The sequence below is a fragment of the Microbulbifer pacificus genome (assembly GCF_033723955.1).
In the GTDB taxonomy this organism is placed as follows: domain Bacteria; phylum Pseudomonadota; class Gammaproteobacteria; order Pseudomonadales; family Cellvibrionaceae; genus Microbulbifer; species Microbulbifer pacificus.
In genome coordinates, this window is sequence record NZ_CP137555.1 from 1,233,460 (window position 1) to 1,255,018 (window position 21,559).

The following is a 21,559-nucleotide window of genomic DNA, read 5'->3' on the forward strand; positions in this document are numbered from 1 at the left end:
CATGTCCCTGATGCGAATCACATCCCCCCACGCCCACTCGGGCCAGAGCACCTCCAAGGTGATGCTGCAGGTGGCCGCCGCCACCATCCCCGGCATCCTGGCGCTGGTCATCTACTTCGGGCCCGGCGTACTGATCAACATTGCGCTGTGTATCATCACGGCGCTGGCGAGCGAGGCCGCGGTAATGAAGCTGCGCAATCGCCCGGTGGGCTTCTACCTGAAGGACTACAGCGCACTGGTCACGGCGGTGCTGCTGGGTATCGCCCTGCCCCCCTACTGCCCCTGGTGGATTCCGGTGGTAGGCAGCATCAGCGCCATCGTGCTCGCCAAGCAGCTCTATGGCGGTATGGGCTACAACCCGTTCAACCCCGCCATGGTGGGTTACGTGGTGCTGCTGATCAGCTTCCCGGTGGAAATGACCCGCTGGGCCGGCCCGGCGGAACTGATCCAGGGCGTTCCAGGCCTCGACGAGACCTTCGCACTGGTCTTCGGCAATATGAATGTGGACGGTTTTACCCGTGCCACACCGCTTGAAATCGTGCGCCTGAACCAATCCACCATCCTTTCCCAGCTGTATGAGATGGAGCCGGTGTTCAACAAGGGCACCCTGGCGGGACTCGGCTGGGAGATGGCCAACGTCGGCTTCCTGCTGGGCGGCCTGTTCCTGTGGTTCCGCCGCCTGATCACCTGGCACGCACCGGCGGCGATGCTCGCCACCCTGGCAGTGCTTTCCATCATGTTCTATGACGGCGGCAGCTCACTGAGTGAGGGCTCGCCCCTGCTGCACCTGTTCTCCGGCGCCACCATGCTCGGCGCCTTCTTTATCGTCACCGACCCGGTGAGCGGCTGTACCAGCAACAAGGGGCGGCTCATTTTCGGTGCCGGCGTCGGTCTGCTGGTGTTTGTGATTCGCGCCTGGGGCGCCTACCCGGATGCGGTGGCGTTCGCGGTACTGCTGATGAACTTCGCCGCGCCGTTTATCGACAACTACACGCTGCCGCGCACCTACGGCCACAAAGCCGCACGCAAGGCTACCGACCTGGAGGAGCAGTGATGCTGAAGCGCTCCATCGGCAAGAACGCCGCGGTGCTGGCGCTGTTCGCAGTGGTCACCGCCGGCACGCTCGCCATCACCCAGATCACCACCAAAGAGCCCATCGAGCGGGCCGTGCGCGAAGCCTCCGCCAAGGCCCTACTGGAGATCATCCCCATCGACCGCCACAGCAATGACCTGCTGGTAGACACCTACCCCATCCCCAAACAGTACTGGGCCATGCTCGGGCTGAAACAGGGAGGCGATATCAACCTGGCGCGCCAGGGCGATGGCACCATCGATGCGGTGATCATCCCTACCGTGGCGCCGGACGGTTACTCCGGCCCGATCCGCATGCTGGTGGGCGTAAACCGCGATGGCAGCATCGCCGGTGTGCGGGTCACCAACCACGCGGAGACCCCCGGTCTCGGCGATAAGGTGGACGTGAAGAAGAGTGACTGGATACTGTCGTTCAACGGCAAGTCCCTCGACGATCCCGGCCGCGAAATGTGGAAGGTGCAGAAAGACGGCGGCGCCTTCGATCAGTTCACCGGCGCCACCATCACCCCGCGTGCGGTGGTGAACCAGGTGCGCAGGGTGCTGGATTTTGTCGCCGAACACCAACAGGCGATTTTCAGCGCGCCGGTGTCCAAGCGCGCGGTGGAAATCGAGCAGTCAACAGCGCCCGAGGGGGAGAACAACTGATGGCCACCCCGAGTTACTCAGAAATCACCCATAACGGCCTGTGGAAGAACAACCCCGCGCTGGTCCAGCTGCTGGGTCTGTGTCCGCTGCTCGCCGTCACCGGCTCCGTGGTCAATGCCATCGGCCTCGGCCTCGCCACCACCGCGGTACTGGCCTGCTCCAACCTGGCGGTATCGCTGTTGCGGCATCAAATGCCGGAAACCGTGCGCCTGCCCGCCTCGGTGATGATCATTGCCACCTTCGTGACCTGCGCCGAGCTGTTGATGAAGGCATTTACCTACGAGCTGTATCTGGTACTGGGGATTTTCATTCCGCTGATCGTGACCAACTGTGCGATCCTCGGCCGCGCCGATGCGTTTGCCAGTAAAAACCCGGTACTGCCGTCGCTGCTGGATGGGCTGATGATGGGCGCGGGCTTCAGCGCGGTGCTGATCGTGATCGGTGCGATACGGGAAATAATCGGTCGCGGCACCCTGTTCAGCGATATGGACCTGCTGCTCGGCCCGGCCGCCGCCGACTGGGCACTGCCGGTGCTGGGACAGGATTACAGCGGCTTTCTGGTGGCGGTACTTCCCCCCGGTGCATTCCTGGTGGCAGGCCTGCTGATTGCGGCAAAAAATGCGATCGATGCCAATGCGGAAAAACGCCGCAAGGCACTGGCTACGGTGGTGACCGGCAGCAAGCGGGTGAGAACCACCGGAAAAATTCAGTGATTACACGCTCGTCTATTTTTTTAATTGGTTTTCACGCCATGAAATGCCGGCCAAAGCGCCGGCATTTTAATGACCAATTCGCTCCATATATCCAAACCAACTTTTTTTCACGCCTGACCAATCGCGGGTTTTCCGTCGCGTGCTTCAACAAATTCCTCCCTGTAATGAAATGTAATGGGATTTGCCTCACAAACATGAATTCCGCGATGGCCACAGCCCGGCACATCGATAAAATAGCGCGGCCGTTCCAGAGTGGCTTATGGGTCGAATCTATCCATGGTAATGAGTCCACGACATTCGTTAGACTGCCCCCACAAAGATAAAGCACTCTGAGAGCGGAACACTGTGTACAGGCCATGTCGCCCATACCCTTATTACCACGCTATTTTTATCCGGATTTCGTATTACCTGATTGCCGATAGCACTCCGCTCACCGCCGCAAAGGAACTACCGTCACCATGACTTTGGACAATGGAAAGTCTGAACTGGTCTATCAGGGGCGCAAAGCCCAGCGCGCCGACAGCCGTCAGCGCCGCAAAGCCATTCTCGAAGCCACCCTGCGCCTGATTGTAAAAGACGGCATCCGTGGAATCCGCCACCGCGCGGTTGCCAAGGAAGCCGCTGTGCCTCTCGCCGCAACCACCTACTATTTCAAGGACCTGAACGACCTGATCAGTGACGCCTTCACATTCTTTGTGGAACAAAACATTGATCAGACCCGGGGCCTGCAGGAAGAAAGTTTCGCCGCAGCACGCCAGCTCACACCGGAGCAGCTGGCCTCCCCCGAGGGACGCCGCCAGCTGATCCAGCAACTGACTCGCTTTGTGCTCTCGCACATCCGCGCCCAGGCGGCGAGTCGCGACAATCGCCTGCTGGAGATGGCATTCAAGAATGAAGCACTGCGCAACGAACAACTGACCCGCGCAGTGCGCATGGCCAATCAGTCCACGGAAAGCATGATTGTGGAGTTCTTCGACCTGCTGCAAGTGGCAGACCCCGCCGCTGCCGCACAGATCGTGCACGGCACCATTCTGAACCTCGAGTTCCAGGTGCTCTGCGGCGCCATCTCCATCGAATCTCCGCTGCTGGAGCGGACCGTCACCATGATGATCAGGGGCCTGATTCCCTCTAGGGCGGGAGAAAACACCCCGGAGCAGATGGTGAACATGCAAACGACCTAAGCTGGCGTTTTGCACTGAAACCGCGATATGGGTAGCTGCAGTCAATTGATATGACTGCGCTGCCGATATCCGAAACACACTTCCCCCCTGCGCCCTCCCGTGACCGCCCCATTATTGCGCGTTTACAGTTACTCCCACCTCTCCACACCCGCCTGGATTAATCTTCCCCGCTCCGCGTTTTTCATTCCCGGCGTGTAAACACACCGATTGCGTGCGCAGATCCGAACTGTGGTCGCCCGTTGAGCAACTAAACTGAAAGGGTTTACACCGGAAGTTTTTGAAGACGCACTATGGATTTTCCCGCATTCCGCAGGCTGCTATGTTGCCTGATCATTCTGCTTCCGGTCACCGTCGCCTGCCAGCGAGATACGCAGTCGCCATCCTCAGAAAAAAACATCGCGGAGCAAACCGACGCCGCTAATGGAGAGACGGCTGGCACTAGTACCGAAGACACGGACGAAACAGGCCTGCGTGCCGCAAACAATGAGGATGTGCGCCCTGAAGCCGCATGGCCCCCGGAGACCAGCGGTGAATACCCGATCAATGCCTACAACAACTACGTCGAAACTGGCGACCTGGATGCGATCAAAAAGCGGGGAAAGCTGCGAATACTGGTGGATATCGCCAACGTTGACTCCCTGCATCGTGAAGCGACACAACAGGATATCGAGCTGGAAGAGACCAAGAGGCTGGCCAAGCACCTGGGGTTGGAGCCCGTTGTACTTTACGCAAACAGCTTCGACCAGCTCATACCGCTGCTACAAGAGGGAAAGGGAGACATCATCGCCAATAACATGGTGGTAACTGAATCCCGCAAGCAACAGGTTGATTTCTCAATACCGACGGCAAAAACGCATTTCATCCTGGTTTCGAGAAGTGATTTTAAACCCGTCACTGCGGTGGCCGACCTCAAGGGAAAGACCCTGGAGGTCACCAAAGGCACGGCTTACGAGGCGCTCGTACGAGCGTATGCTGAAAGGTACCCCGGCCTGGAATTCAAGGTATCCGAAAAAAATTATGTGGAACTGGTAATCGCGGTAGCCGAAGGGCTTCTGGACTTCACTGTGGTTGAGCAGCAGATTTACGATCTCGTATCCCAGTTCAAAGACAATCTGCAAAAGAACTATGTCTTCCCGGAAGAGCGGGAAATGGCCTGGGCAATGCGCAAGGACTCTCCAGAGCTCGCTAAAGCCGTCAATGACTTTATCCGTCAAAGCAAATTGAGCCGCTCCATCGAAAGGTCAGTTGGAGACCTGGATAAAATCCGCGAACGCGGCTACATCCGATTCCTCACCAGGAATCACCCCGGAACCTACTTTATGTGGAAGGGGCGGATTATGGGATATGAATTTGAACTCGCCGAAGCCTTTGCCAAGGAGCTGAAACTCCGGCTCGAAATCGTAGTGGCCCCTACCCATGAGGACCTGCTCAATATGCTCAGAGACGGCAAGGCAGACGTTGCCGCAAGCCTTATTTCCATTACCGAGAGACGAATGAGTAGCGGCATGGCGTTCGGCCCACCCTACATGAATGAAAGGGTTGTTGTGGTGGGGCGCGACGGCGACAACATCGCGAGCCTTGAAGATCTGGCGGGACGCACGATATTCGTGCGCAAGTCCAGCAGCCATTACGATGTGGCCATGGAGCTCCAAAAGAAGGTTCCAGGCGTAAAAATCGAGCTGGCGCCGGAAGAATTGAATATCCAGCAGATCATAGATCGGGTTGCCGACAAAGAATATGACCTCGCCATTGCCGATGATATTTCTGTCAAACTGGAAAACGCTTGGCGGACCAATATTGTTGAATTGATAGACCTGCAACAGGACGATAACACCTATGCATGGATGGTTCGCGACAGCAATCCGGAGCTACTCAAAGCAATCGAAAAGTTCTTTCACCACAAAAGCACCAAGAAACTGCAAAAGACTCTTTACACCAAATATTTCGATTCTCCTAAGCGCACGCGTCCGGAGATCAATGAGCTGAATGCCGACGGCACCATTTCTCCGTTTGACAAACACGTCAAAAAATACGCCGAGGAATTCGACTTCGACTGGCGCCTTGTCGTCGCACAGATGTTCCAGGAGAGCACCTTCAATCCCAAAGCCAAGTCCTGGGTTGGCGCGCGCGGATTGATGCAGGTCATGCCGGACACCGGCAAACAGGTCGGGGAAAAAAATCTGTTCGACCCGGAAACCAGCGTCCGTGCGGGCATGAAGTACCTCGAGTGGCTGCACCGGAAATTTGAAGACAAGGACATCAGCCCAGAAAACATGATGTGGTTTACCCTCGCCGCCTACAACGCCGGGCTGGGGCACGTGTACGATGCACAGGATCTGGCAGAGGAAAAAGGCTGGGACCGCAGGGTGTGGTTCGACAATGTGGAAAACGCCATGCTGCTGCTGTCGGAAAAAAAATATTACAAAAATGCCCGCTTCGGCTACGCCCGCGGACAGGAGCCTTACGATTACGTACGCAAGATTCAGGCGCGCTATCGCACCTATGTCGCACTGCTGGAAGACTACGAGCGCCGCAATGCCGATGAAACCAGTGGCCTGCTCGATTTGGTGTATCCGGGGTTCTATCCCGCAGCGTTCCGAAGCGCGGCATCGCTGGTGCAGTAAAAGCGAGAAATTTGCCGGGACAGGATAGAAAATTAGAGGTCGGGGAGAGAAAGCTGGCGGCGGTAGGGAACCGCCGCCGAAGGCCTTAAAAACAGAGTATCAGCTGCAGTTGCCGGGCATAGTGGCAATCCATTCCTTGAGCAGCTCCGTTCCCTCTTTGTGCACCAGACTGCGACCGAGCTCCGGCATCATCGCACCCGGATCGGTGGATTCCACCCGGAAGTTCAGGATGGATGCGTCCGGACTGCCGGGAACAATGGCGAACAGGCGATCGCCAGAACCTGTACCCGCCGCCACTGGCGGCTTGCACACGCCGAGGCGACGCATATTGTGCTCTGCGCTGTAAAGCATCAAACCTGAGGTATCCGCCGCCCCTTTGGGGTTATGGCAGTGACCGCAGTTGATATCCAGGTAGGAACGCGCGCGCTCTTCCAGGGATACCGAGGTATCGCTATAGCTTACATTGTGTGGAACCTGCGCCAGCTCTGGCAGCCCACTCAGGTAACCCACCTGCTGCCAGTAGAGCAGCTGGTTTTCCGTTCCGCCCTGATAGGCGTAGTCCTTGTTCAGGTGGCGGGCACGGGGACCGATGGGGCGCGTGGCTTTCTGGGTATGGTTATCCGCGTGACAGCCGGAGCACTGGTTGGCATCCGGTACCACGTAGGTAAACCCTTCGCTGCTGCCGTCGTCACTCGCCAACTGCAGGCGGGTTGCATCACCGGCAATTTCCAGTACTGCATCGGTCTGGGCTTCGTTCCACACATACGGAAGCGCCTGCCAACCATCCGCCCGCTTGACCAGCATGCGGGTTTCAATCAGCTTGACCTTTTTCAGGTTGAGTCCGCTACCGGCGAAATCCTGTGAGTAATCATCGGTCTTCAGCACACTACCGTCCGCAGCGAGCGGATAGTAAAAAGTTTTGCTGATGATGGTCCCCACCGGATAGTCGAAATCGTCCTCACCGTATGCGGCGCTGGAACCTTCCGGCATCCATACGGTGCGCAGCTTGTGTGCGTAGTCGGTAAACAGCGCAGTGTTCAGGTCGTAAGGGGTAACCCGGTCATTGAGCGCCAGCTTGCCGTCAATGGCCTCGACCACGTGCCAGTCACTCAGGTTATCCGGGATGGCGTTGCGCTCGTGAATGGTGACTGCCTCGCGGGGCGCACCGCACCCCGCGAGCATCAGGGCCAGCACCGCGCCCCAATAGATCTTACGCATCAGTTACCTCATTGACTGCGTGTTGCTCTTCCTGAGGTGCTTCCTGTTTGTTATCAAAGTCGAGCACGATCTGCGGCAGTTTTTTCAGGCTGCAGTGGTGCTGAGTGACATCGGTAGTAATGTTCTTGTAGTTGTTCATGACATCGACATTGATGATGCCGACTCCTTCGTTTTCGATACACAGCTTCAGATCATCCGGCAGCTTGCCGTCGACCATTTTTTTCTTGTCCACGGCACCGTCCCACATCACGTCGGGCAGGCTGCCGGTCAGGCCGAACTTGGCGATTTTCAGGGCCTTCAGTTCCATGTGGTCCGGAGAGGTACCGCCGCCGGTGAAGGTGTTGTTGTAGATGTAGATACCTTCCGGGTAGGGGTCGAAGTTTTCCTGGGTGGACTTGTCGCTGTAGTAACCGGCGGCAAAATAGCTGCTGACGATCACGTTGGCGGTGTCGTTATCGGAAATTTCGTTGTTGAAAATTTCCACATAGTCATTGGAGTTGATGACCACACCGGAACCCGCCGGTACGGCGGCTACCGGAGTGCCATCGTGGCCGAAGTTATCGGTGTTGTTCTTGTACACCTTGTTGTTGTACACGCGGGTGCTGTGGCCCGGCTGCGGCAGGTTCGGCATGTTGAACACCAGGATACCGCCGGTGTTGTTGGTAGCGACGTTGTCGTACACGTCGGCGCCGATGGTGTTCTCGATCTCGATACCGGCAACGTTGAACTCGGCGCGGTTGTTACGCACGATCACGTTGCGGGACTGGCCCACATAGATACCGGCGTCGGATGCACCGATGGCCACATTGCCTTCCAGCAGGGTGTTCTCGGTCTGCACCGGGTAGATACCGTAGGCGCCGTTCTCGGTAGACGGGCCATTGGTCCACTCCACGCGGATATTGCGGATGATGATGTTCTTGCCTTCGTTCACCTTCAGCGCGTCGCCGATGGTGTCTTCGATGGCCAGATCCTCGAGGGTGAAGTCGCTGGCGTTCACCAACAGGCCTTCTGCGCCCTGAATCTGGTCCTTGAAGGACAGGATGGTTTTGTCCATGCCAGCCCCGCGAATGGTCACGCCGTCCACATTCAGGGACAGGCTGCGGTTCAGCTGGTAGTGGCCTTCCGGAATTTCGATCACGTCACCGGGCTGTGCCTGGATCAGCTGCTTGAGCAGTTGCTTCTGGAAATCTGCAGACGCCGCGGATGCTTCCGGTGCCCCGTTGCTATTGCCGTTGTCCTGGGAACAGGCCGCCGCCAGTGCTGCAATTATCGCAACACCCAATTTGACTGGTGCTTTCATGGATTCTCCCGCTTTCCTTATTCGAATGTTTTTTTACAGTTATTTGTCGAGCACATCCGGTTCAGACCGCGACCGGATTGGTGGCATAACCGGCACCCCCCACCGGCGCTGCTTAGAACGCCGATTTATGACTATCGTTAGGCCATCAGTGTTATTTGGTACGACTGTACCAATTTCGAGGCGTAAAAAATGTCGATTGCCGTCGGCCGGATACTATCCAATGGTCATATAAGCAGCAACCGATAAAGCGGAACTCTGTCTCGTTTTAACCAAAGAGCACGCGACCGGAAGGTCAAAACCAGTCAAAAAATACGCAACCGAGATCTTGCCCGCGGCAACAGGCTAAATAAAAACCCGCGCAGAGGCGAACTCCACGCGGGTTGCATTCTCATCGCGACGGCAGTTCACTGGTCCGTCGCGGAAATTACGATCACCTCAGTGCTGGAACACCGGCGCCGCCACAAAGCTCCAGAACAGCACCGTGGATACCATCACCACCACCACCATCACCAGGCATACCGTTACCACCGCACTGGCAAACAGGAAACCGCGCTCCTCGGATACATTCATCACGATGGGAATACCCACATACAACAGGTAAACGGCGTAAGCGACCGCCACCGTTGCCAGCAGGATATCCAGCCACAGGACCGGGTAGAGACCGGCGGCGCCGGCGATGAAAATCGGTGTTGCAGTGAATCCCGCGATGACCATCCCCTTCATCGGGTTGGTTTTGGCCCCGTAGGTTTTTGCCATCCAGTGGATAAAGTAACCCACGGCAATCACTGCCAGAATCATGGTGACATAGAACACCGCCACCAGAGAGAGTGCACTATTGCTGGTCAGCGTGCGCACTTGCCCGCCACTGCCAATATTCCAGCCGATTTCCGTGGTACCGAAATACCAACAGAGCGCCGGCAGTAGCGCGAGAACGATGACGTAAGGGATCTGGCGGTTGAGCCCTTTTTCAGAAAGACCGGCAATTTCTTGCCACTGCCTGCGGGGTTGTACCATCAGGCCGTAGAGATGATTCAGCATTCCCATTCTCCTCACTCGCGAGGAACCTCACGGCTTGTGGCCGCGGGGGAGAGCCTTTTATGGAGCCACAGCCCTGATTCGACTCCTGTGTCTCAAATTGATCTGGATACTACTTGTCAAAGTGAGGGATACCGCCAAAGGCTATTCCCAAAGTTCCAGCTTATTATTTGTGCGCGCTTTCAAACGCTTGCTTACCGTTTTCCGCACGGATTCGCGCGGCTACCAGCCCTGAACACCTCATCGCAACTGACTCGTTTTAAGAGTCTTTTCCACAAGATTTCCCGGGTTCCATAACGTTGTAACACCTCGGTCATGCAAGTCAACGAAGCCGGTTTAAAAGCCACAAATAAAAATGCGGCCGTTTCCCCTGGAAACAACCGCATTTCAAAGAGTGCTACCTAATCACTCGACCATAGTTTTGGGGCATGATTATCAGCAGGGGCAGGAAAAAAGCCGCCGGGAATTTTTTCGCACACCAGGAAAAGGAGCGGATGAATGTCAGAACCTCGCCACCTGCACCATTTGCATCCAGCCGAATCGGTCTTCCGCCCGCCCCTCCTGGATATCCAGTAACGCCTGGCGCAGCTGTGTCGCAACCGGTCCCGGCGCCTGCGCCAGGCGGTAGCGCTGTTCGCTATCTCCCAGCTCACTGATGGGGCTCACGATGGCCGCGGTGCCACAGGCAAAGGCTTCACTGCAGGTGCCGGATGCCACCAGTTTCAGCAGGTCATCGATATCAATTTCACGTTCGTGTACTTCAATCCCCAGGTCCCGAGCCAGTGTCAGCAGTGACTCCCGGGTGACACCTTCCAGAATCGAGCCATTGAGCGCCGGGGTGTGCAACGCGCCGTCCATCACTGCGAAGAAATTCATCCCCGAGAGTTCGTCAACGGTGCGACGGTTGCCCGGGTTGAGCCACAGTGACTGGTCGTACCCCCGCGCCTTGAGCTGGGAAATACTCAGTAGGGACGCGGCGTAATTGCCCCCCACCTTGGCATCGCCGGTGCCACCGACCGCGGCGCGGCTGTCTTCACGCTCCACCCACAGACGCATATTGCCGGGGTGGTAGGCTTCAGACGGACTGGCAATGACATAGAACTCATAGGCACGGCTGGCCGTGACCGACAGATCCGGCTGGGTACCCATGAGGAAGGGGCGGATATACAGGGATTCGCCGCTGTTGCCGGGTACCAGGCCGGCGCAGTGCGCCACCACGACACGCACCGCATCCATAAACAGCGTTTCAGGTACCGGTGGCATACACAGGCGCTGTGCGGAGTGCGCCATGCGCGCGGCATTGCGCTCAGGGCGGAACAGCCCGACACCGCTGCCGCAACGATAGGCCTTGAGGCCCTCAAAACAGGACTGCGCGTAGTGCAGGACCTTGGCGGCGGGATCCAGTGCCAATGGGCCATAGGGTATCAGCTCACCGTCACTCCAGCGGCCGTCCTGGTAGCGGGCGCGGAACATGACCGGGGCCATGACGGTTCCGAAGCCCAGCCTTTCCGGCATCTCGAATCCCCGCAGGCTGGCGATGGCTTCCGGTTGTATTTTTATGCTCACAAAGCTCTCCCACTGACGATTGCACAGTTTCGCTCTAACCCGCGAATTATGACCTTAAAACCCAGCCAATCCAAACACACCAACCACCAAATCGGGCTAACGAGCAATATTTCAGACAGTTTCACCCACAAAATAGGATGAGTTCCATCCTCAACAGCGAAAACCTCGGCAAAGCAAATAACCAGGCCCACCGCACAAGCTAGCCCGGCCGGCGCAATCGCGCGCCCACATCTGACACCCGTTGCATCCCCGGAGAAATTATTGGCATCGGCTTTTGTGAGATCGCCCTTCCCGCATCCTTGCGACTGCCAGACTCAATGAACCCTGAACCGATCGCCACCCCACCTGCAACACACGTATTCCCGGGCTATCGCGCAATGGCGCCCTTCCCTACGCGGGGAAGTAAAGCGCGAAAATTCGTTGGCTATACTCAGAAATACATGGGCGGTGCTCGCCAAATGCAAGAGAAACCGATGCCAGGTTGCAGATTGTGCAGCCGGAAAAGGTCTCTCGGCACCAAAGCCCAGCGTCGATATCGACAACACACCGGGAAACCGGCAGGAAAGTGAACGAACCACACTTCAGGGAGAGAAGTTCCGCGCAACCGGGGTTGCCGCAGACGCCCTGCGTCTGAATAAACACCGGCTATTCGACGGAATTCGCGCTTACCGTGCCTCCGCCCAGCGGATGCCGGCAGGCCTGGAACAACATGGAATGGAAGTGGTTCAACCGTGACACAGACAGATACCAGCAACGCAATTGCTATCGGCTTGATGTTTACAGCCTCAGCTCTGCTGTGTGGCTCTGTTGCGGCGGAAGAAATCTCCGCTCTCGACTCTGCCGTAAACAACGCCAAGGCTCCTCCGGCGGCTTATATTGAAGCCGCCTCAAAACCACTGGAAAAACCCACGCGGCAGCTGCGCCCGTCAAAAGCAGCCAATGATTACCGTGATCGCATAGAGGAAATGGAAGCCGAATTCGGTGCCTACGGTGCCGGCATTGATGAACAACTCACTGGGCTGGGTACCGCCCTGCAACGCAGTGGCGCACACGAGGAAGCCATCACCCAGTTCCGCCGCGCGATGCTGATCAACCGGGTAAACGAAGGGCTCTACTCCCTGAATCAGGTGCCAATGATCGAGCACATGATCGAAAGCCAGATCGCCCTGAATCAGTGGGAGGAAGCCAACGACAACCAGGAATACCTGTTCTGGCTGCATGCAAAAAATTACGGGGAAAAAGACCCGCGCATGCTGCCCATCATCAATCAGCTGAGCAGCTGGCACCTGCAGGCATACATTGATGAACAGGGCACGACACTATTCGAGCACCTGATCAATGCCACCAACCTTTACGCGCTGGCGGTGGACATCATTTCACAGAATTTTGGTGCCAATGACCTGCGGCTGGTGGATGCATTGCGCGGCCTCAAAGCCACCAATTATTACCTCGCCACCTATGACGGTGAACCGCAGGAAACAGTGGTAATCAATACCAGTTTTGGCGGTGGCGACCTCAGCCCGGACCGGCGTGCACAGCTCGATCACTACCGTATGAACAGCTTCAGTTCCGGTAAAACGGCGATCACCAAGATCATGGATGTGTACCAGAAAAACCCGGCATCACCGCCGGCGGCCTCCGCCAAGGCCAAGGTGGAACTGGGAGACTGGTACATGATGTTCAATAAGTGGCACTCCGCCCGCGAAACCTACGGCGAGGCCTACCAGGCTCTGTGGGACAACGGCGCCACCAACCGGGAAATCGAGGAAATTTTCGGGCGCCCCGCCGCACTGCCGACCCTGCCATTTCTGGAAGAAGATCGCGAGGTGCTGGCAAATTCCTACGTTACGGTTTCCTACGATGTGACCGCGTTTGGCAAGGCGCGCAATATCCGCATCATCAGCGCCAAGCCGGAAGACAAGGTCAGTATTCGCTCGCGGGTGCGCAATGCATTGCAGAAGGCCAAGTTCCGCCCGCGGTTTGAAAATGGCGAGCCGGTGGAAACCACCGGTATCGTGCAGAAATTTGTTTTTGAGTGAAGCAATCGTGTTCGACTGATGTAGCGATGTTGGTTTGAGTCTGACGAGTACAGTGAAAACTGGCAGAAAATGATTTCTGCCGGGCAAACCTGAAAAGACAAAAACTGTCGAACGGAGAACAGGAAACGGGCCGCTGCGATTTCGCCGCGGCCCGTGAATGCATCAGGAGATGACCCATGGCATTACGGAAGATCGCGCAGCGCTTTAACCATTCATCCATTCACTCCCAACATTTGCGCTGGCAAACCCTGGCCTCTGTTGTGGTACTGGCTGCGGTCATCAGTGGCTGTAAAAACCAGCAGACACAGCAGCAGCCACCGGCGCAGCCACAACAGTCTCAATCGCAATCGTCCAGCTCGTCGCAATCGCAATCGCAATCCCAGTCGCAGTCGTCCAGCTCGTCTTCCAGCCAGTCGCAATCGAGCCCATCTACGGCCAGCAGCATGCCTTCGCCGAGCTCACCAAGCAGTAGCCGCAGCCCGAGCATGTCCACGGCGAGTAGCCGCTCACAGCCGAATACCTCGTTCCCGAGCATCGACTCCAGCGACCGCTCCAGCCAGGAGTCCAGCACATCCTCTTCCCAAAGTGGGGAGGAATCCGCGCGGCAGTCCCGCTCCCAGAGCAGCAGTGACGGCGAACCCACCGCCAGCAGAAACCCGTCGACACCGGTGTACAGCGAGTCCGACCAGCGCCCGGAAGAATCCCGCATGCCACCGGATCCGTCTTCCAACAAGGAGGGCCAACCGCCGGATGAGGTCGACTTCTCCGAAGAGCAGGAAACGGCCAGCAGCAGCTCTTCTTCGAGTTCGTCCTCCAGTTCATCTTCAAGCGCTTCGAGCAGCGCATCGGCCAGCAGCACCAGTAGCGCTTCCGCCAGCGGTGCGCCAAGCAGTGCCTCCAGCAGCGCGCCGTCCAGCAGTTCTGCGGCGGGCGCCCAGGGCGGCGGGCAGAGCGGAGGCCAGTCCACCGCTGCCGCCGGCGGCCAATCCGGTGGCGGTGCGCCAGCCACTGCTTCCAGCGCCGGCAGCCCTCCCAGTGGTGGCGGCGCTCCCAATGAAGCGCCGATGAGTTCCTCCGAGCGCGTGGCGGAACTGGAGGGACGCTTCGAATCCACCATGGCCACTTACGACGGCATGATCCTGCGCGAGCGGGACTACGTGCGCAACCGTCCCGCTTCCGCCGAGGATGAATCGGCGGAGGATGAAGTGCCACCCGGGGAATCCCTGGAAGACCTGATCGCGGACGCAGAAAGTGCGTTACCGCCCGCACCGCCCGCTGGCGGCGGTGAACCCGGCGGCGGCCCGGAGGAAAACAACTCCAGCGGACAGGCAACCGGTCCCGGCCTACCCACCAAGGGCCGCAAAGGCGAATTCGACCACACCAATACCGCAGCGGTTGTACCGGCAGATATCCCCACCGGCGATGACGACGATGTGGTCGCACGCCAGATTCGCGAAGCTGCCACTCGCGAATCCGATCCGGAACTGCGGGAAAAACTCTGGGAAGAATATCGGAAATATAAAAAGACTCAGAAATGAAGATGACGAATCATCAGGGAGAGTAGTGATATGTTTTTCTCGCACACACGCAGCACCCTGTGCAGCCTGACGCTGGGCCTGCTGGTCCTCGCCGGCTGCACCACAACCGAGGTGCGCACCACCGCCTATACACCACTCACAGTGGAAGATACTGCCATAGCGGAAAACCGCCTGTTGGATGTGGGTATCATCCAGTTCGATGCGGGCCTCGACCAGGAGGAAGAACTGGAAGAGGACGATCTGGTATTCCCGGAATTGCGCCATGCGGAATCCCGCTACATCGCCGTCACCCTCGCGGATGCGGTGCAATCCAGTCAGGGCTGGGGCGCGGTGCGAGTCATTCCCAGTGCACGTACCAATATCGACGTTACTGTCACCGGGAAAATCGTGCAGTCCGATGGTGAGACCTTAACCGTGGATGTCACGGTTACCGACTCACGCGGCCAGGTGTGGTTTAGCAAGCAGTACACCGAGCAGGCATCCCACTACGCCTACGACCGTAAACATCCCACTGAGGGCGACGCGTTCCAGGGTATTTACAATCGTATTTCCAACGACATGTTGGTATACCGTCAGGGACTGTCCGATCAGTACATCGCGGAATTGCGCACCATTTCCGAAATCAAGTTCGCACAGAGCTTTTCTCCCACCGCGTTTGAACGCTATCTGGTACAGGACGACAAGGGTATCTACAAGCTCACCGCACTGCCCGCGGACAACGACCCGATGTTGATGCGCGTGCGCCAGATCCGCGAGCGCGACTATCTGTTCGTGGACACCCTGCAGGGCTACTACGGTACGTTCGTCAAAACCATGGAGGCGCCCTATCAGGAGTGGCGCGCCATGAGTTACGAAGAAGTTAAGGAAATGCGTGAGCTCAAACGCAAGGCCCGCAATAACACCATTATGGGTGTGGCCGCGATCGTCGGTGGTATTGCCGCCGCCGGCGCCGGTGGCGGCGCTGCGCGCCAGGCGGGCAATGTGGCCGTGGCCGGTGGCGGCTATCTTGTAAAAAGCGGGTTCGACCGCCGCGCGGAAGCCAAAATGCACATCGAAGCCCTGCAGGAGCTCGGGGATTCGATGGAAGCGGAAGTGGAACCCCGCATCGTGGAACTGGAGGATCGTACCGTGACCCTTTCCGGCTCGGTGGAAAACCAGTACCAACAGTGGCGCGAGCTGCTGAAAGAAATCTATGAGGTAGAAACCGGTGGTATGAGCGACATCTGATCCACCGGGAACTTCCCTGAACACACTCAGCCGGCAGTGGGTAAGGTATCAATTGCCACTGCCGACGGTCTGAAAATAACAGCGAACGGTGCGGAACATCATGCAATACCGCGATCCATCATCGGACGATGAATCCTTTATCCAGCCCGCCGACTTTTCCTTCGGCGGTGAGCCACAAACCGACAAGCCAGCCGGTACGAAAGCAGAGCGCCAGGGCAACGCCAGAACCAGCAGCGCGCGCACTTCCGCAAATTTGATCCCCTATTTAGCGGGAGGCGGAATGGTCGCGGCACTGGTGGGCGTGATCTGGGTATTGCCACAATACGTGGAAAAACCGGCGATAAAGCCCGTAGCCACCCCAAGCCAGGCAAGTGCGACACAGAAGACCGCGCCAAAGGTAGAGGAATCCCCCTACACCGAAGCAGAAATCACCCAGCAGCGCCGTGAGGTACAAAAGGTGTTGCAGGAAATCCTGCAACTGCAGGAAGAGTTGATTGAACGCAAGGTAGAAATCTGGGCCGCGGAAGAATACTTCGCCGCGCGCGCACTCGCGGAACAAGCCGACGGCATTTACCGTCAGCGAAAATTTATGGATGCCCTGCAACAGTACCGCCAGGCACTCAACGGTATGCAACAGTTGCGCGACCATATTCCCGAGCGCATTGAGCAGCACCTTGCGGAAGGCAATAGCGCGCTGGATATCGGCGACGGGTCCGCGGCGAACAAAGCCTTTGATCTGGTACTCACGATTTCGGCAGATCATCCCCGCGGGGTGAAAGGCAAGGCCCGTGCGGCACTGCTGCCGGAGGTTTGGCCGCACGTGACCAGTGCTAAAGACGCGTTTGCAGAAAACGACCTTGATACCGCCAAGGCGTCGCTGGAAAAGGCGCTCGCCCTCGATGCCGACACCGAGCCCGCTAAAGCCCTGCTACCACAAGTGAAAGCGGCAATACTGGAACGGGATTACAGTCAGGCCATGTCCGCGGGCTACGCCGCTATCGCCAGCGGCCATTACGACAAGGCCAGTGAATTATTTCATCAGGCCAAAAAACTGAAGCCCGCCGCCAACGATCCGGACGTGGGTCTTGCCCAGGCGGAAAATGGCATCGCCAAGGCACGCCTCGACCGCCTGTTTGTCAGCGCCTCGGAACATGAAGCACAAGAGCGGTGGCACCAGGCGGCAAACCAGTACGGCAAGTTGATCGAACAGGATGGCAGCCTGGTAGAGGCCATCACTGGCAAGGCGCGTGCCGACGCCCGCGCCAAGCTGGACGATCAGTTGCAGGAACTGCTGGGTGATCCGCTCACCCTTGGGCAAAGCAAACGAAACCAGTACGCGCGCAAGGTACTCGCTGATGCCCGCGCGCTCAAGGCGGAATCCCCGCGTCTGCAAAGACAGGTAGAACAGCTGGAAACGGCGCTGACGAAATCGCTGATACCCATTACCGTTTTATTGCAATCCGACACCAGCACCCATGTGACCATTTACCACGTCGGCAAACTGGGGAATTTTTCCGAGCGGGAAATCGCGCTAAAACCCGGTCGCTATACCGCGGTGGGAACCCGCCAGGGTTATCGCGATGTGCGCCAGGAATTTGTCGTCGATCCCTCTTCTGAATCGCCGGTGGTTACGATTCAGTGTGCAGAGAAAATTAACAGCGCCAATAATTCCTGATCCCGGAAACCCTGCCTGCGCGGGCAGATCAAAATATATACGGCTTGGATGTCGTGATGATTTTGATGTTGCTGCCCGCGGTGCCCGCAGATTTTATCTGACTGCCCGCCCACTTTTTCGGTCGCGTTATACCGCCAATATTTGCCCCGGAGATATGCGTCACAGCCCTCTCCCGCCATGGACGAAATTGTCGTCCCGGTGTCGGTAAAACCGAAAAATCTACGCCAAAAAACCCGGCGCCGAGGCCGCCAGGGCCAGAGCGGACTAAGCTGAAATGCGCGGCTCTGTCTTTGGACCTTTTGCCCCCTACCGCCACGGCAGGGAAACCAGCGCGACAGCAGCGGCGGAAAAATCAATAAATACGCAGTAACAGGAAACCATAAATGACAGCCCAGGAAGCGGTACCCGTTCGCGACAGTGAGCCGGCTAATGAAGATGCCTCCGTCATCCAGCCGATCGGATTCATTCCCGCCCCGGTTTCCACAGGTGGCAACAAACTGCTGCTCTCTCCCAAGGCCATCGCCGTTGCCACCTGCCTATGCCTCGGTGCGCTGATACTGGTGTATCTGCTGGTGGCACGCTCGCTGATTTTTGAAACCCAGCCGGCAGACGCCGATATCTCGGTAAGCGGCTTCGCCCTGCGCCTCGGTGACGGGCACCTGGTACTGCCCGGTAACTACCACTACACCGTCTCCGCCACCGGCTACCTGCCACAGAGCGGTGAAGTGGAAATCAGCAGCGACAGTAACAGCCGCCACGCGGTCAAACTCGAACGCCTGCCCGGCCACCTGCAAGTCATCGCCGAACCGCGGGTACCGGTGCGCGTTCTCGTCAACGGCACCGAAGTGGACAGCAGCGACGGCCTCGCCCAATCCATTCCCGCAGGCCGCAAACGCATTACCATACTCACCGAGCGCTACCTGCCCTTCAGCAAGGAAGTAGAAATCGAGGGCCTCGACAATACCCAGACGCTCACTGCCAGCCTGCGCCCGGCCTGGGCCAATGTACACATCACCAGCAATCCCGCCGGCGCCACCGTCAGCGTGGAAGGAAGAATTCTCGGTACTACACCGCTGACTGCGGAACTGGTACAGGGCGATCGCACGGTCGATATCTCCCTGCCGGATTACAAAACCGTGCAGCTACCCGTGCCGGTAACCGCCGGTGTGGACCAGACTCTGCAAACCGTCAATCTCGCCGCTGCCGATGGCACTCTGCGGGTGGTAAGCAATCCACCCGGCGCCAGTATCACCGTTGATGGAGAGTATCGCGGCCGGGCGCCGATGGATGTGGAACTCTCTTCCAATCGCCGGCACCAGCTGCGCTTTTTCCTCGACGGCTACAGCTCCGTGGAACACTCCGTGGATGTGCGTGCCGGCGACCTGCGTGATCTGAATGTGGAGCTCACTGCGGTGTTCGGCGATGTCACCATCACCAGCAGCCCGCCGGAGGCACAGGTGTTTATCGACGGCAAGCTGGCGGGCATCGCCGGCGAGACCTTCACCCTGCCCACCCGCAGCCATACCATCAGCGTGCGCAAGGCAGGCTATGAGGATTACCAGACCACCATCGTGCCCTCCAGCAAGCTGAAACAGAGCGTACGCGCAGTGCTGCTCACCGGCGAGCAGGCACGCTGGAGCAACGTTCCCGCGGAAATGACGCACGGTGCCGGCGGCAAAATGCTGCTGATGCGACCCAATTCGGAATTCACCATGGGCTCGTCGCGACGCGAACAAGGGCGCCAGGCCAATGAGGTGTTGCGCAAAATTTCCCTCACCCGTCCGTTCTACCTGGGCACTACCGAGGTCACCAATCGCGAGTACCGCCAATACCAGCGTATGCACAGTTCCAGCCACGCCAACGGCGTCAGCCTGGATAACGACAACCTGCCGGTGGTGAACATCAGCTGGAATGATGCTGCTCTTTTCTGCAACTGGTTGAGTGCCCGCGACGGTCTGAAAGAGGTTTATCGCACCGAGCGCGGTCGCGTGGTGGGGTTTGACGTGAATGCCAATGGCTACCGTATGCCTACCGAAGCCGAATGGGCCTGGGCCGCCCGTTACGATCGCGGTGCCATGCGCAAATTCCCCTGGGGCGATGCGCTGCCGGTGGGGAAAAACTCGGGCAACTACGCCGACAGCAGTGCCGGGCAAATAATCCCCGCGGTACTGCGCACCTACAACGACAGCTACGCCGCCACTGCACCGGTGGCAAGTTTCAGCCCCAACCACCTAGGCCTGTTCGATATGGGTGGCAACGTCTCCGAGTGGATCCACGATCTGTACACCATTGGCACAGGCCTATCCACCAGGGCGGAAGAAAACCCGGTGGGGCCGCAGGATGGCGATTACCACGTACTGCGCGGCTCCAGCTGGCGGCACGCAGGCCTGACCGAGCTGCGCCTGGCGTACCGCGATTATGGCGCCGAAGCGCGCAACGATGTGGGCTTCCGTGTGGCCCGCTGGGTTAACTGAGAACGTCAACGGATAGCGAAACCCGACAACCGCGAGGTAACGGTATGCAACAAAAAAAACGAAGCGCGGTGCTGCAATTCCTGCCGCTGATACTGCTGTGCAGTTTCTCTGTGGGCGCGCTGGCTCAATCAGCCGCGGAAAGCAGCGAAGCCGATCAGGAAAAGCAGGAAGAAACCGTCAGTGCGCAGCCAGCATCGGTAAGCAACAAAAAGCCGCCCGCGACCATCAAGGCACAGAGCGCGCAGAGCGCGGACAATTACGAAGCAACGGAAGAAATCTCGGAGGATCTGTCGGTCTCCTACCCGGTGGATATCTAGACATAGCGCTTAACGCGAAGAATCCAGCGGAAACCAGAGTAATACCCGGGCCTCGCCAAAGGAATGGCCCCACAAAAATGCGGGAATACCCATGAAATTCAAGTCATCAGATTTTATGTTCCAGCTGTTCGCGCTGCTTGGCGCCATCATCCTGGTGCACGCCATTTATGTGGCCATCATCCGCCCCAACGCCGATGCCCTGATCCAGGAACAGCTGGCGCGGGAAGCGGCCGGGGAGACCTATATTCAGCAGCGCTCGATGTACATCGTATTGCGCGACTACGAACAGGAAGCCTGCTTTGTACTGATGCTGTGGGCCACGGCCATCATGGGCCTGAAAGCGCGCCGCAGCATGCGCGAGCGCAAGCTGCTGGACCAGGCACTGCTGAACGTCAGTGAAGGAACACCGATTCTGCCGGAAGACGCGCGCGACCTGTCGCGGCCAATCCAGGCCTTGCCGGAAGAGGAACGCAACTTCCTGTTGCCTCGTGCACTCCTCACCGCACTGCAGCGCTTCGGTTCCACCCGCAACGTGGCCGCAGTTTCCAACTCGGTAAAAGAGGTGTGTGAAACCGAGGGCGACCGACTGGACTCAGAACTGGCGATGGTGCGCTACATCACCTGGGCCATTCCCTCCATCGGGTTTATCGGCACCGTGCGCGGTATCGGTGAGGCGCTGGCGCAGGCACACCGAGCGGTGGAAGGTGATATCGCCGGAGTCACCGTGAGCCTGGGCGTGGCCTTCAACTCCACGTTTGTCGCACTGGTGATCAGCATTGTGATCATGTTTTTCACGCACCAGCTGCAGCTGATGCAGGAGCGACTGGTGCTGGACACCCAGAATTACTGCGACAACAAACTGCTGCGTTTTTTGAAGGTGAGCTGATCGGCCTGCGGGCAAATCTGTATCGGGCG

17 protein-coding genes are annotated in these 21,559 nt (G+C 58.1%); 12 read left to right on the forward strand and 5 right to left on the reverse strand.

Annotation, left to right across the window (positions count from 1 at the left end; all coding sequences use genetic code 11):
- Position 1: 1 nt before the first annotated feature.
- From rsxD to R5R33_RS05630, 5 genes are all read left to right on the forward strand, one after another.
- On the forward strand, positions 2 to 1,054 hold the full coding sequence (rsxD, locus tag R5R33_RS05610; RefSeq protein ID WP_318955062.1) for an electron transport complex subunit RsxD: 1,053 nt from the start codon (positions 2 to 4) through the stop codon (positions 1,052 to 1,054).
- Positions 1,054 to 1,737 carry an electron transport complex subunit RsxG gene (rsxG, locus tag R5R33_RS05615; protein ID WP_318955063.1) on the forward strand — a complete coding sequence of 228 codons (684 nt, stop codon included), beginning with the start codon at positions 1,054 to 1,056 and terminating at the stop codon, positions 1,735 to 1,737. The genes rsxD and rsxG overlap by 1 nt, the downstream gene beginning before the upstream one ends.
- Entirely contained in the window at positions 1,737 to 2,450 is a 714-nt protein-coding gene (locus R5R33_RS05620) for an electron transport complex subunit E (RefSeq protein ID WP_318955064.1), read from the forward strand. Before rsxG ends, R5R33_RS05620 begins: the two co-directional genes overlap by 1 nt.
- A gap of 458 nt (positions 2,451 to 2,908) precedes the next feature.
- Positions 2,909 to 3,631, forward strand: coding sequence for a TetR/AcrR family transcriptional regulator (locus tag R5R33_RS05625; RefSeq protein ID WP_318955065.1), 723 nt, complete (start codon positions 2,909 to 2,911; stop codon positions 3,629 to 3,631).
- Positions 3,632 to 3,921: 290 nt separating this feature from the next.
- A complete protein-coding gene (locus tag R5R33_RS05630; protein WP_318955066.1) occupies positions 3,922 to 6,255 on the forward strand; it encodes an MltF family protein in 2,334 nt (777 codons plus the stop codon).
- Positions 6,256 to 6,354: 99 nt separating this feature from the next.
- Here the strand turns inward: R5R33_RS05630 and R5R33_RS05635 are convergent, their stop codons facing one another.
- The 4 genes from R5R33_RS05635 to R5R33_RS05650 form a co-directional block, all read right to left on the reverse strand.
- Entirely contained in the window at positions 6,355 to 7,473 is a 1,119-nt protein-coding gene (locus R5R33_RS05635) for an SO2930 family diheme c-type cytochrome (RefSeq protein WP_318955067.1), read from the reverse strand.
- Positions 7,466 to 8,773 carry a parallel beta-helix domain-containing protein gene (locus R5R33_RS05640; RefSeq protein ID WP_318955068.1) on the reverse strand — a complete coding sequence of 436 codons (1,308 nt, stop codon included), beginning with the start codon at positions 8,771 to 8,773 and terminating at the stop codon, positions 7,466 to 7,468. The genes R5R33_RS05635 and R5R33_RS05640 overlap by 8 nt, the downstream gene beginning before the upstream one ends.
- A 435-nt stretch (positions 8,774 to 9,208) precedes the next feature.
- Positions 9,209 to 9,811: a Yip1 family protein gene (locus R5R33_RS05645; protein WP_318955069.1), complete on the reverse strand. Its 603-nt coding sequence runs from the start codon at positions 9,809 to 9,811 to the stop codon at positions 9,209 to 9,211.
- 498 nt (positions 9,812 to 10,309) lie between these two features.
- Positions 10,310 to 11,374, reverse strand: coding sequence for a branched-chain amino acid aminotransferase (locus R5R33_RS05650; RefSeq protein ID WP_318955070.1), 1,065 nt, complete (start codon positions 11,372 to 11,374; stop codon positions 10,310 to 10,312).
- Positions 11,375 to 12,105: 731 nt separating this feature from the next.
- On the opposite strand from R5R33_RS05650, the gene R5R33_RS05655 reads away from it, so the two are divergent.
- The gene (locus R5R33_RS05655; protein ID WP_318955071.1) at positions 12,106 to 13,413 is read left to right on the forward strand and encodes a hypothetical protein; all 1,308 of its coding nucleotides are present in this window, start codon (positions 12,106 to 12,108) and stop codon (positions 13,411 to 13,413) included.
- Positions 13,414 to 13,750: 337 nt separating this feature from the next.
- Here R5R33_RS05655 and R5R33_RS05660 read toward each other — a convergent pair whose 3' ends face one another.
- The gene (locus tag R5R33_RS05660) at positions 13,751 to 14,467 is read right to left on the reverse strand and encodes a hypothetical protein (protein ID WP_318955072.1); all 717 of its coding nucleotides are present in this window, start codon (positions 14,465 to 14,467) and stop codon (positions 13,751 to 13,753) included.
- A gap of 10 nt (positions 14,468 to 14,477) precedes the next feature.
- On the opposite strand from R5R33_RS05660, the gene R5R33_RS05665 reads away from it, so the two are divergent.
- The 6 genes from R5R33_RS05665 to R5R33_RS05690 all read left to right on the forward strand — a co-directional run bounded on the left by R5R33_RS05665 (position 14,478) and on the right by R5R33_RS05690 (position 21,530).
- Positions 14,478 to 14,951 carry a hypothetical protein gene (locus R5R33_RS05665; RefSeq protein WP_318955073.1) on the forward strand — a complete coding sequence of 158 codons (474 nt, stop codon included), beginning with the start codon at positions 14,478 to 14,480 and terminating at the stop codon, positions 14,949 to 14,951.
- A gap of 30 nt (positions 14,952 to 14,981) precedes the next feature.
- On the forward strand, positions 14,982 to 16,178 hold the full coding sequence (locus R5R33_RS05670) for a hypothetical protein (RefSeq protein ID WP_318955074.1): 1,197 nt from the start codon (positions 14,982 to 14,984) through the stop codon (positions 16,176 to 16,178).
- Positions 16,179 to 16,278: 100 nt separating this feature from the next.
- Positions 16,279 to 17,853, forward strand: a complete 1,575-nt coding sequence (locus R5R33_RS05675; protein WP_318955075.1) for a tetratricopeptide repeat protein — start codon at positions 16,279 to 16,281, stop codon at positions 17,851 to 17,853.
- A gap of 383 nt (positions 17,854 to 18,236) precedes the next feature.
- Entirely contained in the window at positions 18,237 to 20,327 is a 2,091-nt protein-coding gene (locus tag R5R33_RS05680; RefSeq protein ID WP_318955076.1) for an SUMF1/EgtB/PvdO family nonheme iron enzyme, read from the forward strand.
- 44 nt (positions 20,328 to 20,371) lie between these two features.
- Entirely contained in the window at positions 20,372 to 20,644 is a 273-nt protein-coding gene (locus R5R33_RS05685; protein WP_318955077.1) for a hypothetical protein, read from the forward strand.
- A 91-nt stretch (positions 20,645 to 20,735) separates the two neighbouring features.
- Complete coding sequence (locus R5R33_RS05690) at positions 20,736 to 21,530, forward strand: MotA/TolQ/ExbB proton channel family protein (RefSeq protein WP_318955078.1); 795 nt, start codon at positions 20,736 to 20,738, stop codon at positions 21,528 to 21,530.
- Positions 21,531 to 21,559: the final 29 nt, after the last annotated feature.

Coding starts and splice junctions, on each gene's coding strand:
- rsxD (WP_318955062.1), top strand. CDS start 2: ATGTCCCTGATGCGAATCACATCCCCCCACGCCCACTCGGGCCAGAGC.
- rsxG (WP_318955063.1), top strand. CDS start 1,054: ATGCTGAAGCGCTCCATCGGCAAGAACGCCGCGGTGCTGGCGCTGTTC.
- R5R33_RS05620 (WP_318955064.1), top strand. CDS start 1,737: ATGGCCACCCCGAGTTACTCAGAAATCACCCATAACGGCCTGTGGAAG.
- R5R33_RS05625 (WP_318955065.1), top strand. CDS start 2,909: ATGACTTTGGACAATGGAAAGTCTGAACTGGTCTATCAGGGGCGCAAA.
- R5R33_RS05630 (WP_318955066.1), top strand. CDS start 3,922: ATGGATTTTCCCGCATTCCGCAGGCTGCTATGTTGCCTGATCATTCTG.
- R5R33_RS05635 (WP_318955067.1), bottom strand. CDS start 7,473: ATGCGTAAGATCTATTGGGGCGCGGTGCTGGCCCTGATGCTCGCGGGG.
- R5R33_RS05640 (WP_318955068.1), bottom strand. CDS start 8,773: ATGAAAGCACCAGTCAAATTGGGTGTTGCGATAATTGCAGCACTGGCG.
- R5R33_RS05645 (WP_318955069.1), bottom strand. CDS start 9,811: ATGCTGAATCATCTCTACGGCCTGATGGTACAACCCCGCAGGCAGTGG.
- R5R33_RS05665 (WP_318955073.1), top strand. CDS start 14,478: ATGAGTTCCTCCGAGCGCGTGGCGGAACTGGAGGGACGCTTCGAATCC.
- R5R33_RS05670 (WP_318955074.1), top strand. CDS start 14,982: ATGTTTTTCTCGCACACACGCAGCACCCTGTGCAGCCTGACGCTGGGC.
- R5R33_RS05675 (WP_318955075.1), top strand. CDS start 16,279: ATGCAATACCGCGATCCATCATCGGACGATGAATCCTTTATCCAGCCC.
- R5R33_RS05680 (WP_318955076.1), top strand. CDS start 18,237: ATGACAGCCCAGGAAGCGGTACCCGTTCGCGACAGTGAGCCGGCTAAT.
- R5R33_RS05685 (WP_318955077.1), top strand. CDS start 20,372: ATGCAACAAAAAAAACGAAGCGCGGTGCTGCAATTCCTGCCGCTGATA.
- R5R33_RS05690 (WP_318955078.1), top strand. CDS start 20,736: ATGAAATTCAAGTCATCAGATTTTATGTTCCAGCTGTTCGCGCTGCTT.